A 12,231-nucleotide genomic window follows, 5' to 3' on the forward strand; every position below is an offset into this window, starting at 1 on the left:
CCGCCAAAAGCGGACGCTCGGACAACCACGGACGACCGGACACCCGCGGACGCCCCGGGCACCCCGGGCACCCCGGGCACCCCGGGCACCCGCGGAGGCTCAGACACCCACCGCCCCGAGCAGCGCCCCCGCCCCGTACGTCACCGCCATCGCGAGCGCCCCTCCCGCCATGTTGCGCACCACGGCGGGCCGCACCTGCGCGGAGCTGAGGCGTGCGCTGCTCCAGCCCGTGAGGGCGAGCGCGCCGAGGACCGAGACGAAGGTGACCGCGAGGCGCCAGTCGGCGGGCGGCAGCACGATCGCCAGGAGCGGGAGCAGCGCGCCCACCGTGAAGGCCACGAAACTGGCCCAGGCCGCGTGCCACGGGTTGGTGAGGTCGTCGGGGTCGATACCGAGCTCCACGCGCGCGTGCGCCCGCAGCGCGTCCCGCTCGGTGAGCTGCTCCGCCGCTTCCCTGGCCACGTCCCGGCTCAGCCCGCGGCCCTCCAGGAGGTCCGTCAGCTCGGCCAGTTCGGCCTCGGGCTGCTCCCGCAGCTCGCGCTTCTCCATGGCGAGCGCGGCCTTCTCGGAGTCGCGCTGGGTGGACACCGAGACGTACTCGCCCGCGGCCATGGACATCGACCCGGCGAGCAGCCCGGCGAGGCCCGCGGTGAGCAGCGTGCTGCGGTCGCCCGTGGCGCCCGCGACGCCGACGACGAGACCCGCCGTGGAGACGATGCCGTCGTTGGCCCCGAGCACGGCCGCCCGCAGCCAGTTGAGGCGGGAGGCGAGAGCGCCGCCGTGTGCTTCGTCGTGTTCAGCTGCCTGATCGCTCACCCGGGGAGGGTCTCACCCCCGGGTGAGCGAGGCGGGCAGGGGCACGCCGTCACCAGACGCGTACCGACCCTCCCGGGGCGAACACCGGGCTCGTCGCGCCGGCGGGCGTCTCCTTGAGGGGTTCGTCCAGTTCCTGGACGGTCGGTCCGACCTTCGCCGCGATCGCGTCGAGGCGCTCCAGGTCGAAGCCGTAGACCCGGGCCGCGTTGCCGCCGACCATGGCCGCTATCTCGTCCTTCGGGAGGCCCGCGTAGGCGATGCGGAGGCCTTCGCGCGAGAACGGGTGCGTGCCTTCGTCGTGCGGGTAGTCGCTCCCCCACATGATCTTGTCGAGGCCGATCCTGTTCCGCATCTGCGCCTCGTGCGGGCGCATGAAGCTCGCGCCGACGAAGCAGTTCTCGCGCCAGACCTCGGACGGGCCCTTGCCCATCGATTCGGCGAGGCCCGCACCGAATTTCGACTCCGCCGTCCCGCCGGTGGCCGCCTTCGACGCCGCCGCGACCAGGCGCCCGTGGTAGTAATCCAGCATGTCCAGCACGCCCGGGATCCAGCCCGAGCCCTGCTCCGTGAGGACGAGCCGCAGCTCTGGGTGGCGGCGGAAGGCTCCGCCGAACACCAGGTGCCACAGCGCCCGGTGCGAGAACCACGTCGTCTCCACCATGAAGACGGCCCGCGCGGCCGGTTCCTCGCCCAGCGGCGGCGATGCCGACCCCGCGTGGTGGTTGACCGGCACGCCACGCTCGGCGCAGGCGGCCCAGATCGGGTCGTACGTCGCCGAGTAGAGCTCGGCGAGTCCGCTGCCCGGTGGTGTGCCGGGCAGCAGCAGACCGCCGTTCAGGCCCGCGTCGGCCGCCCAGTGGATCTCCTTGACGGCCTCGTCCACGTCGTTCAGGAGGATCTGGAAGACGCCCGCCCTGCGGCCGTCGGCGGCGGCGCAGAAGTCGGCGAGCCAGCGGTTGTGCGCCCGCAGGCCCGCCCAGCGCTGCTCGAACTCCTCCCGCGTGGGCGCCGGTGCCATCAAGGAGGCGGTCGGGAAGAAGGGCGGGATGGTGTTCGGGAAGACGACCTCGGCGACGATGCCGTCCTGTTCGAGCTCAGCCAGACGGCGCTCCGAGTTCCAGTTGCGGTCGGCGGTGTCGGCGAGCAGGTCCTCGTACGGATTGACGTAGGTGGCCGCCCACGCGTCGAACGCGTCGTGGTGGCGGGACTCCAAGTAGGGCTTGTAGTCGAGGAGATCGGCGCCCGCGTGGCAGTCCGCCGAGATGACGGTGTAGCGCTCCGCGCTCTTGTCGGTCGTGCGCTGTGAACTCATGTGTCCGCCCCCAGTACCGGGAAGTCGTGGTCGGTCAGCCAGTGGCGGCCCACGTCGCGCGAGCGCGCCCAGGAGGCCTCGACGGCCGACTGGGCCGCGTCCTCGGTGGACTGGCCGAGTTCGGCGGGCGTCGGGCCGATGCGGCGGGCCAGCGGCGCCAGCTTCTCGGTGTCGAAGCCGAAGACCTCCGCCGCCGCGAGACCCAGCATCCGGCGGGTCTCCCCCACCGGGATGTCGTGGAAGGTCTTCTTCAGCCACGCGCGTGTGTCGGGCCAGGTCCCTTCGGGGTGCGGGAAGTCGCTGCCCCAGAGGATGTTGTCCACGCCGATCTCGTAGCGCTGGGCGAGTTCGCGGCGCTTGGTGTTGGTGGCGCAGATGAAGATCTGCCGGTCCAGGTACTCGTGCGGGGGCCGCTTGAGCTCCGCGAACGGGGAGAGCTTCTTGCCGCCGTGCGCGCCCAGGTAGAGGCGGTCCATGAACCACAGGAGGTTCGGCAGCCACCAGCAGCCGGACTCCGCGACGCCGAACTTCAGCCCCGGATGGCGTTCGAAGACGCCCGACCAGAGCATGAACCACAGCGGCCGCGCGGGCCACCAGGTCACTTCGGAGACGTAGATCCCCAGATGGTCGCCGTACTCATGGCGGGGCGCCGCCCCGGAGTGGGTCACCACCGGCATCGCACACTCGGCGGCCGCCGCCCACACCGGGTCGTAACGGCGGTCGTGGTAGGGCGCCTTGTCGACCCACATGGAGGGGATCATCAGCGCGCCGAGCCCGGACTCCTTGGCCCGGTGCACCTCGGCGACGACCCGGTCGACCTCCCCGGTGATGGGCAAAAGGGCGACACCACAGTGCCGTTCGGGATGCTCGGACACGAAGTCGGCGAGCCAGCGGTTGTGCGCCTGCGCGCCCGCCATGCCGAGCTCCGGGTCCTGGTCCCCCGAGAGGCCGAGGCCCACCCCGAAGGGCGCGGCCGTCTGGCTGTCCACGGCGTCCGCGTCGGGGAAGACGACCTCGGCGGCCACCCCGTCGCCGTCGAGCTCCTTGAGGCGCTGCGAGGTCTCCCAACCGCCGCGCAGGCCCTCTTCGTTGTCCTGGAACCACTTGGCGGCGAACGCGTCGTTGCGGATGCCGAGCCGCGTCGCCTCCGCGCGGCGGGCGTCGCGCTCCCCGAGGAACTGGTCGAAGTCCCGGTGGAAGCGGCCGTCCAGATAGGGCCGGTACTCCTCGGTGGGAAGCCCGGCGTGGCAGTCGGAGGAGATGATCAGGTACGGGTCGTTGTGCTGAGCGCCTTGCCGGGCGCCTTGCTGAGCCGTCATCACACGTCCCTCAGTCAGTCGAGGATGAAGCTTTCCAGGTACGCCGGGTTGGCGCGGTCCAGCATCGACCGCGACCTGGCGTTGATCTGCCGGTCGCTGTGCTCGCTCGGCGGGAGCAGCCAGAAGCGGTCGGCCGCGATCCCCTCCGCCACGAAGTCCGCGACCTGCTCGACCGGGGTGAACTCCACCTCCTGGCCCGCTTCCTTCATCGCGGACTCCCACTGGCCGAGGCTGCGGTAAGGGGTCTTGCGGGGGCGGGACTTGGCGTACCGGTCGGGGCGGTTGCGGTGCGACTCCCACAGCCCCGTGCGCAGCATGTGCGGCCCCGGGAACAGCACGGAGGCACCCACACGCGCGTGCTCCGCCCTCAGATGCGCGTACAGGGACTCCGTCATCGTCACGACGGCCGCCTTGGTGACCGCGTACACGGAGGCCGTCGGCAGCGGTGCGATGCCGCCGTCGCCGGAGGACGTGTTGACGACATGGCCCGGCTCGCCGCCCGCGATCATCCGGGGCACGAAGGCCTGGATGCCGTGGAAGACACCCCACACGTTGACCTCGAAGGCCCACTTCCAGTCGTTCGGCTCGTGCTCCCACATGCGCCCTTCGGCGCCCGATCCGACCCCCGCGTTGTTGCACAGCACATGGACGGCGCCGAATGCCTCGTACGCCGCTTCGGCGAGCGCGAGGACCTGCTCCCGGGAGCCGACGTCGACCACGCGCGCGTGCACGCTCGCCCCGTCCTCGCGCAGCCCGGCGGCCGCCTTCTCCAGGGCGCCCTCCTCGACGTCCGCGAGAACCACCTTCAGGCCGTCCGCCGCGAACCGCCGCGCCATGGCGAGGCCGATGCCGCTCGCCGCGCCCGTGACGACGGCGACCTGACCCTCCCGCAGCTCCATCTCAGACGCTCCCCTCGGGCGGGCCGTCGAGGATCTGCTGCGGGTCGTCGTAGCGCTGGTGGATGTAGGGCAACAGCGCCTGCGCGCTGACCCGTTCGGCCACCCGGCCCTTCTGGTCGGTGGTCTTCTCGCCGATGGTGATCTCGACGAGCGCGCGTACGGGGAGGTCGGCGACCGGGTCGTACATCGACTCGCGCAGGACGACGTCCCCGGTGATGCCCTCCAGCTTGCGGACCTTCTCGTTGCGCACGCAGTGCACGAGCACCGGATCCGCGTCGAAGCCCGAACCGTCCACCGCCGGGAGGAACTTGAAGTAGAAGTCCGTCTTCTGGACCGGCTCGGGAAGGGGCAGGGCGCCGCTGACCGCGCCGCGCACCTCCACGAACGCGATGCCGTGCCGGGCCAGCGAGGCGCGGACGACAAGCCCGTCGCGCTCCACCTCGACCTCGCCCAGCTTCTTCGGTTCCCCGAAGACCTCACGCCCGCCGATCAGGGCCCGCTCGTGGGTCATCGGCATGACCAGCGGATACCAGCCCTCCACCCCGCCGTGCTCGGCGGCGACGGCCACCGAGCCCGCGCCGAGCGGATACCCGGGCAGGTCGACCTTGCTGATGTTGGCCCGCACCAGGGGGCGGGACGTCGGCTTGAGCGGGGGCGGCAGGACGGCCGCCACCGCGTCAGGATCGCTCTCCCAGACGGCCACCACACCGGTGGACCAGATGTCGGGCAGCTTCGAGCTCGCGGTGCGCGCCGCGGTGATCTCCGCATCGGTGCGCGCTCCATAACGTACGCGTGCCATGTCGTACCACCCTTCGTCAGGACTACAAGAGGTCTTGCGGGCGGTTCTGTAACACAGTTACAACAGGAGGCGTGAAGAGTGAAGAGACGCGTACGCATCCGGACCGGGAACGCGGCCATCTCGACCGGGAACAGGTCCTCGCCGCCGCCACGGCCCTCGTGAAGCAGCACGGCCCGCAGGCCCTGACGATGCGCAAGCTCGCCGCCGAGCTCGGCACCGCCGTCACCTCGATCTACTGGCACGTCGGCAACCGCGAGTCGCTCCTCGACGCCCTCGTCGAGCGCACCCTCGCCGACCTCGGCGCCATCCACCCCACGGGCCGCACCCCCGACCGGCGCATCGTCTCCGTGGCGCGCGCCCTGCGCCGGCAGCTGCGCGACCATCCGCACCTCGTCGCGATGGTGCACGAACGCGGCCTCACCGAGCGGATGTTCCTGCCCGCCCAGCAGGTCCTCGTCCACGAGGTGCACGCGGCGGGCCTGCGCGGCGCCCGCGCCGCCGACGCCGTGCGCGCGGTCCAGGTGCATGTCGTCGGCCACCTCCTGGTCGAGCGCAACCGCGAACGCGCGCCCGTGCAGCGGCCGGGCGAGGAGGAACTGTGGGGCGCGCGGACCGCCGAACAGGACCCGGCACTCGCCCGCGCGCTCGCCCGGCCCGTCGACCCCGAGGCGCTGTTCACCCTGTCGGTGAGGGCACTGGTGTCCGGACTGCTGGGCACCCAGACCGACGGAACCGCACCTCGCGGCGACGGAATCGGTCACGCGGCCGACCCGCGCACCGGACCGGGGACCTGACTGTCAGTCGCGGCCCGTATCCTCATGGACCATGCTCGAAGACCAGACGACCGCAGCGTCCGCAGCCTCGTGGCCGGCCGCGTACCCAACGGGGTACGCGGTCGTCGACGTCGAGACCACAGGCCTCGCCCGCGACGACCGCATAGTGTCGGCTGCCGTCTACCGCGTGGACGCCCGGGGCGAGGTGGAGGACCACTGGTACACGCTGGTCAACCCCCAGCGCGACCCCGGACCCGTGTGGATCCACGGCCTCACCAGCGATCTCCTCGCGGACGCGCCGCTCTTCAAGGACATCGCCGACGAGTTCGCCGCGCGCCTCGCCGACCGCGTCCTGGTCGCACACAACGCCGTCTTCGACTGGTCGATGATCGCCAGGGAGTACGCACGCGCGGAGCTCACCGCCCCCGTGCGCCAGCGCCTGTGCACCATCGCCCTCTCCAAGGAGCTGCGCCTCCCGCTGCCCAACCACAAGCTGGAGTCGCTCGCCGCGCACTTCGGGGTGGAACAGCGCAACGCGCACAACGCCCTCGACGACGCGCGCGTGCTCGCCGAGGCGTTCCGCCCCAGCCTCAAGGCCGCGGCGAGCGGCGGGGTGCGACTTCCCCTCCTGGAGTGCCGTCCGCTCACCGAGTGGTCCGACGGCGCGGCCCGGATCGTCCGCCAGTCGACAGGGCCGGGCCCGGCCGCCTCCTCGTACTCGTCGTACGGCCCGGGGAGTTGGCGCCCCTCGCGCAAGCGGCCCGCCTGCCCCTACCCCAACCCGGGGCGGTACGAAACGGGCAAACCACTCCAACAGGGCATGCGCGTCGCGTTCTCCGGCGACACCTCCATCGAGCGCGAGCTGCTCGAGGACCGCGCGGTCGAGGCCGGGCTCCACATCGCGACGAGCGTGTCGCGCCTGACCAGCCTGCTCGTCACGAACGACCCGGACTCGGGCACGTCGAAGACCGTGAAGGCGCGGTCCTTCGGCACGCCCGTCATCGACGAGGCCGCGTTCGGCCAGCTCCTCCAGGACGTCGCTCCGGCGGCTCCCGCGACGGGGGCCTGAGCCGCCCGCGGACGTCAGACGGGTGATTATCGGGCCGGTTCCCGCCTGCTTGCTCGCATGCGGGCGCCGCGCGTCCCACCCTGTGGCGCATGGCACGTTGCGAGGTCTGCGGAAACGACTACGGCATGTCGTTCGAGGTGCACGCGCAAGGCGCGGTGCACGTCTTCGACTGCTTCTCCTGCGCCATTCACCGCATGGCGCCCATCTGTGAGCACTGCCGCTGCCGGATCATCGGCCAGGGCGTGGAGGTCGAGGGGCAGTGGTACTGCGGTGCGCACTGCTCCCGGGCGGAGGGGCAGGTGGGCATCGTCGACAGGGTGTGACCGGACCCCACCACCGGGCACCCCACGACCGAGTTGTACCGTCGTGGGGTGTACCGCTTCCTGTTGTCCCGGCAGTGGGTGATCCTCACCCTCATCGGCCTCGTCCTCATCCCCACGATGATCGAGCTGGGCTTCTGGCAGTTGCACCGCCATGAGCACCGCGTCGCGCAGAACGCCGAGATCTCCGAGGCGCTGGACGCCGAGCCGGTGCCGGCCGAGCAACTGACCTCGCCAGGTCACTCCGTCACCCGCTCCGAGCGCTACCGCCGGGTGAGCGCGCAGGGGACGTTCGACACGAAGCACGAGGTCGTCGTGCGGCGGCGCACGAACTCCGACGAGGAGATCGGCTTCCACGTCCTGACCCCCTTCGTCCTCGACGACGGCAAGGTCCTGCTGGTCAACCGGGGCTGGATCCCGGCGAACGGACCGCAGACCGTGTTCCCGAAGGTCCCCGCGGCGCCCAGGGGCGAGATCACCGTCACCGGCCGCCTGATGGCCGACGAGACGTCCGCGCAGAGCGGCATCAAGGACCTCCAGGGGCTGCCGGACCGTCAGATCATGCTGATCAGCAGCGGGCAGCAGGCGCACACCCTCGGCAAGGAGGTGCTCGGCGGGTACGTCGAGCTGACCTCGCCGGAGTCCCCCGGAAACTCCCCTCAGCTGATCGGCGAGCCCGAGCACGGCGACATCGGCCCGCACATGGCGTACGCCGTCCAGTGGTGGCTGTTCTGCTCGGGCGTCCCCATCGGCTGGGTGATCCTGGTGCGCAGAGAGGTGAAGGACCGCCGCGCGGCCGCCACGGAGGCGGCGCCCGCGACGGAGTCGACGCCTGCTGCCGTCTGACGCGCCTCGCGTTCCGTGGCCGGGACGCGGCAGGATAGGGCCATGGATCTTGGACTGAAGGACCGCGTCTACGTCATCACCGGCGCCACCCGCGGCCTGGGCAACGCCGCCGCGCGTGCCCTGGTCGCGGACGGCGCGAAGGTACTGATCACCGGCCGGGACGAGAAGACGGTGGCCGAGGCCGCGGCCGAGCTCGGCGACAACGCCCGCGGCCTCGCGGCGGACAACGCCGATCCGGCCGTCGCCGGCCGGCTGATCGCCGCCGCGCGCGAGCACTTCGGGCGCTTCGACGGTGTGCTGATCAGCGTCGGCGGCCCGGCCCCCGGTTTCGCCGCCGACAACACGGACGAGCAGTGGGAGTCGGCCTTCGAGTCCGTGTTCCTCGGGGCGGTGCGGCTGGCGCGCTCGGCGGCGGCGGAGCTCGGCGAGGGCGGCGTCATCGGCTTCGTGCTCTCCGCCTCCGTGCACGAGCCGATTCCGGGCCTGACCATCTCCAACGGACTGCGTCCGGGACTCGCCGGCTTCGCGAAGTCGCTCGCCGATGAGGTCGGCCCCCGGGGCATCCGTGTCGTGGGGCTGCTCCCGTCCCGTATCGACACGGACCGGGTGCGGCAGCTGGACGCGCTCTCCGCTGATCCCGAGGCCGCTCGGGCGGGACACGAGTCGCGGATTCCGCTGCGGCGGTACGGGACTCCGGAGGAGTTCGGCCGTACGGCGGCGTTCTTCCTCTCGCCCGCGGCGTCGTATCTGACAGGGGTCATGCTGCCGGTGGACGGCGGGGCACGGCACGGGTTCTGACCGCACCTGCCGTGTGTGACGTCGGCCGGTCCCGAGCCTCGGGACCGGCCGACGTCACATGAGAAGCGGCTCCCTCAACTCACCCGCTCGGCCCGGTGCTTGACCGCCCGCAACTGCACCACCGCGGGCAACCGGGCGAGCCCCGCCGAGTCCCTCGCATGCGTCAGCGCCTCCGCGGAGAGCTGCCGCAGCGCCTCGCCGGGCGTCGCGTGGGGCTCCAGGAGCAGGGAGACGCGTGCCTCCGGCGCGTTGCGGCGGCCCGTGAGGGAGACCGCGGCCCGCTGCACGCCCTCCAGGGACTCCGCCTCCCCGACGAGCACGCTCTCCAGGGCCCGCCCCCGCAGCAGCGCGCCCTCTCCGTCCCCGGTCTCCACGAGGACCTCGGCCAGCCTCCGCCGCCGCAACTGCGCCACCAGCCACCACAGGGCGAGCAGCAGGCACACCGCGAGTACGGCGATCACCGCGGGCCAGAACCAGCCCTCGTCCCGCCATCGCGCCCGGTCCGCGTCGCTCAGCAGGACGTCACGCTTCCCGTCGTGGATCCACCACGACGGCGGCGACGCCCCGAGCCCCACGGCGAGGACCGAACCGCCGCCGAGCAGGAGCACCAGGCCGATCAGGCCGATGAGCACACGGTTGACCGTCTTCAGCATCGCGAGCTCAGCCCTTCCTGCCAGGCCGTGCCACCCGGACCGAGAGGCCGGGGCTGCGGCCGAGGCCCAGATCCCTGATGCCTTCGGCCAGCGTGGCGTCCAAGTCACTTCGTACGTCGTCCAGTTCACGGAAGTGCGAGACCGCGTGGACGTCCACCTTGGAGCGCGTCATGCGGACCCGCACCGACTGTACGCCGGACACGTCCATCGCCCGGTCCCGCAGCACCATCGCGGCGGCGCCCCGATGCAGCCCCGCCCGCACGTCCTCGTCCCCGCGCCGCATCGCGAGGACCGCCCGGAGTCCGGGCGTCGCGGCGAGCAAGATCAGCCAGATGCCGGCGGCCGCGGCCACCCCGGCGCCGACGAGGACCGCCGTGCTGTCCAGGGGCCGCTCGCCGAGTTCGCGGGCGAGGTCGGGCCGCCATCCCATGGCGGAGTGCCCGGCCCGCACGGCCGCGATGTCGTACAGCAAAAGCCCCGCGGCGCCGAGGATCAGCAGCGCGAGGACGGCGGCGGGCACGCGCCGCGGTGACCAGAAACGGGTCGCCTTGGCCTCGTCGTCGGCCAGGGTGGGCGGCGCGTCGTAGGACGCCGCGGACGCCGACTGGTCCAGTTCGCTCTCGGCGCGTTCGACGACGGGCAGCGGCTGCGTGCCGCCACCGCCGCCCGCCACATGAGACCCCGAAGCCTCGCTCATCGCGTCCTCCCCTGCGCCGCGGCATGCATGTGTGCCGAGTGCAGCCGCTCGACGTGGACCGCGACCTCCGGCACTTCCATCCCCGCCAACGCCTTTACCCGCTGGGCGACTTGGCGACGCACCGCGCCGCACTGCCCGCCGATGTCCGAGGGGTAGTCCAGTTCGACGCTGATCCGCACGCGGGCCACGTCATGGCGCACGGTGACGGTCGCGTGCGGCGGGGAGCCGTCCGCGGGCACCGCCGTCAGCGCCTCACGTGCCGCCTGTGCCGCGATCTTCGCGACGACCCGGTCGGCGATCCGGGTCGCACCGCGCTCCGCGGGCGCGACCTGTGGCGCCACGGCTCACCGCCGCCGGTCGTCGCCACGGGTACGGAAGAAGTCACCGAGCTCCAGGTCCCCCTCAAGGAACCGGCCCGCGACAAACCCTATGGCGCCCAGGGCCGCCACCAGCAGAAACGCCCCGAACCCGCCGAAGTACCCGGCGAAGCCGAGCGCCATTCCGGCCACCATGCCGATCACGGCCATGCTCATCGTGTGCTCCTTGGCAAGACGCGTCTGACACCCGGCTCCCGAACCGCCACCACGCTACTGAAGGCGGCCTTGCGGCTCATCGTCTTCCTCGTCCGGAAGCTTCACATCGCTCACCGCGATGTTGACCTCGACGACCTCGAGCCCGGTCATGCGCTCGACCGCGCCGATGACGTTCTCCCGCACATCGCGCGCGACGTCCGCGATCGAGACGCCGTACTCGACGACGATCTCCAGGTCGAGGGCCGTCTGCACCTCGCCGACCTCGGCCTTGACCCCGCGCGACACCGACTTGGACCCCGAACCGCCGGGCACCCGGTCGCGTACGGCCCCGAACGTCCTGGCGAGCCCGCCGCCCATCGCGTGCACGCCGTCGACGTCGCGGGCCGCGAGCCCCGCGATCTTCTCGACCACGCCGTCCGCGATGGTGGTGCGCCCCCGGGTCGCGGGGTCGCCGCCGCCCCTCTTGGTCGTACTGCTCTTGCCGGCCACCTCGTCCGGGGACTCCTTCGTGAGGGTCTCCTGAGGCCGGTTCCGCTGTCCGGTGTCGGTCATCGCCGTGTGTCCCTTTCGAAAGGGGATCTACTCCTTCGCCCACACTAAGTGCGGTTACGTCCTCGCGCGCCAGGGATGCGGCAGGCTGGGGCAATGACCGGTGACGGATGGACCGATGCGGTACGGCGACAGCTCGGCCTGGGGCGGGTTCTCCCCCTGGGAGGTCCGCGTGACGGCTCCTGGCTGACCGAGGCGTGCGCGAACGGAGTACTGCGCCATGCGGCGGATCGGGTGAGCGGAGTGCGGCTCGGCGGCCTGCGGGTGGCGCTCGCCGATCCCTCGACGGCGTACGCGCCCTCCGTGCCGTCACCGCCGAGCGCGCTGCCGCCCGGTCCGCTGCGGATCACGGCGGAGTTCGCCGCCGAGCCGACCGAGCCGCTTCCCGCGGCGGCGGCCCGGCTCCGGGCGGCGCTGTTCGCGGCGGCCGACGAGCGGCTCGGCCTGGTGGTCGACGAGGTGAACCTCAGCGTGACGACGCTGCTCGACGCGGGGCAGGCCCCCGTGGACGTACCGCGGGAGGTGGAGCAGGCACCGGACGGGGCGCAGGCGCCGGACGGAAGCGGCGACGAGGCCCGCGCGGCGAGTGCGGCCCTCGGCGTACCGGGCGTGCGGCGGCTGACGGGTGCGCTCGGCGGCTTCGGCAGCGCCGTCCACCTCGACGCGTCACCGGCGCAGGACAGCGCCCTGCCGCGCCGCCACGCGCGCGTGGAGCTCGCGACGGACCGCGAACACCGCGCCCTGGACGTGGCGCTCGCGGTCCGCACGGCGGTCGGTGACGCGCTGACGGACCACCCGACGGACCACCCGACGGTCGCCGTCCTGGTCACCGCGGTGGAGTGACGACG

16 protein-coding genes are annotated in these 12,231 nt (G+C 72.4%); 6 read left to right on the plus strand and 10 right to left on the minus strand.

Translation table 11 applies throughout. From position 1 onward, the window contains the following. Positions 1–99 precede the first annotated feature (99 nt). Genes AC07AG_RS33720 through AC07AG_RS33740 form a run of 5 tightly spaced genes read right to left on the minus strand, consistent with a single transcriptional unit; the run spans position 100 to position 5,145 of the window. Complete coding sequence (locus tag AC07AG_RS33720) at positions 100–816, minus strand: VIT1/CCC1 transporter family protein (protein ID WP_478760032.1); 717 nt, start codon at positions 814–816, stop codon at positions 100–102. A 49-nt stretch (positions 817–865) separates the two neighbouring features. Then, complete coding sequence (locus AC07AG_RS33725) at positions 866–2,128, minus strand: amidohydrolase family protein (RefSeq protein ID WP_478760033.1); 1,263 nt, start codon at positions 2,126–2,128, stop codon at positions 866–868. Continuing rightward, positions 2,125–3,447, minus strand: a complete 1,323-nt coding sequence (locus AC07AG_RS33730; RefSeq protein WP_478760035.1) for an amidohydrolase family protein — start codon at positions 3,445–3,447, stop codon at positions 2,125–2,127. The genes AC07AG_RS33725 and AC07AG_RS33730 overlap by 4 nt, the downstream gene beginning before the upstream one ends. Positions 3,448–3,461: 14 nt before the next feature. Next, entirely contained in the window at positions 3,462–4,346 is an 885-nt protein-coding gene (locus AC07AG_RS33735) for an SDR family NAD(P)-dependent oxidoreductase (protein ID WP_478760036.1), read from the minus strand. A 1-nt stretch (position 4,347) separates the two neighbouring features. Continuing rightward, positions 4,348–5,145 carry an acetoacetate decarboxylase family protein gene (locus AC07AG_RS33740; RefSeq protein WP_478760038.1) on the minus strand — a complete coding sequence of 266 codons (798 nt, stop codon included), beginning with the start codon at positions 5,143–5,145 and terminating at the stop codon, positions 4,348–4,350. A 71-nt stretch (positions 5,146–5,216) separates the two neighbouring features. Here AC07AG_RS33740 and AC07AG_RS33745 point away from each other — a divergent pair, with 71 nt between their 5' ends. From AC07AG_RS33745 to AC07AG_RS33765, 5 genes are all read left to right on the plus strand, one after another. Continuing rightward, on the plus strand, positions 5,217–5,939 hold the full coding sequence (locus AC07AG_RS33745) for a TetR/AcrR family transcriptional regulator (RefSeq protein WP_478760039.1): 723 nt from the start codon (positions 5,217–5,219) through the stop codon (positions 5,937–5,939). A gap of 31 nt (positions 5,940–5,970) precedes the next feature. Continuing rightward, entirely contained in the window at positions 5,971–6,987 is a 1,017-nt protein-coding gene (locus tag AC07AG_RS33750; RefSeq protein WP_478760040.1) for a DEDDh family exonuclease, read from the plus strand. A gap of 89 nt (positions 6,988–7,076) precedes the next feature. Then, positions 7,077–7,310, plus strand: coding sequence for a hypothetical protein (locus AC07AG_RS33755; RefSeq protein WP_249590727.1), 234 nt, complete (start codon positions 7,077–7,079; stop codon positions 7,308–7,310). A gap of 48 nt (positions 7,311–7,358) precedes the next feature. Then, positions 7,359–8,153, plus strand: coding sequence for an SURF1 family cytochrome oxidase biogenesis protein (locus AC07AG_RS33760; protein ID WP_478760042.1), 795 nt, complete (start codon positions 7,359–7,361; stop codon positions 8,151–8,153). A 42-nt stretch (positions 8,154–8,195) separates the two neighbouring features. Continuing rightward, on the plus strand, positions 8,196–8,951 hold the full coding sequence (locus AC07AG_RS33765) for an SDR family oxidoreductase (RefSeq protein WP_249590725.1): 756 nt from the start codon (positions 8,196–8,198) through the stop codon (positions 8,949–8,951). Between the two features lie 74 nt (positions 8,952–9,025). On the opposite strand, the gene amaP is transcribed toward AC07AG_RS33765, so the two are convergent. The 5 genes from amaP to AC07AG_RS33790 are packed head-to-tail and all read right to left on the minus strand — an operon-like array spanning position 9,026 to position 11,386. Then, positions 9,026–9,604, minus strand: a complete 579-nt coding sequence (gene amaP, locus AC07AG_RS33770) for an alkaline shock response membrane anchor protein AmaP (protein ID WP_478760044.1) — start codon at positions 9,602–9,604, stop codon at positions 9,026–9,028. 7 nt (positions 9,605–9,611) lie between these two features. After that, positions 9,612–10,301 carry a DUF6286 domain-containing protein gene (locus tag AC07AG_RS33775; protein WP_478760046.1) on the minus strand — a complete coding sequence of 230 codons (690 nt, stop codon included), beginning with the start codon at positions 10,299–10,301 and terminating at the stop codon, positions 9,612–9,614. Next, positions 10,298–10,642, minus strand: coding sequence for an Asp23/Gls24 family envelope stress response protein (locus tag AC07AG_RS33780; protein ID WP_478760048.1), 345 nt, complete (start codon positions 10,640–10,642; stop codon positions 10,298–10,300). Before AC07AG_RS33780 ends, AC07AG_RS33775 begins: the two co-directional genes overlap by 4 nt. Before the next feature lie 3 nt (positions 10,643–10,645). Further along, complete coding sequence (locus AC07AG_RS33785) at positions 10,646–10,834, minus strand: hypothetical protein (RefSeq protein WP_249590721.1); 189 nt, start codon at positions 10,832–10,834, stop codon at positions 10,646–10,648. Between the two features lie 54 nt (positions 10,835–10,888). Continuing rightward, on the minus strand, positions 10,889–11,386 hold the full coding sequence (locus AC07AG_RS33790) for an Asp23/Gls24 family envelope stress response protein (RefSeq protein WP_478760050.1): 498 nt from the start codon (positions 11,384–11,386) through the stop codon (positions 10,889–10,891). A 93-nt stretch (positions 11,387–11,479) separates the two neighbouring features. Between AC07AG_RS33790 and AC07AG_RS33795 the strand changes: the two genes are divergently transcribed. Next, a complete protein-coding gene (locus AC07AG_RS33795) occupies positions 11,480–12,226 on the plus strand; it encodes a nucleopolyhedrovirus P10 family protein (RefSeq protein ID WP_478760051.1) in 747 nt (248 codons plus the stop codon). Positions 12,227–12,231 lie beyond the last annotated feature (5 nt).

The sequence above is a fragment of the Streptomyces sp. NPDC044044 genome (assembly GCF_056434405.1).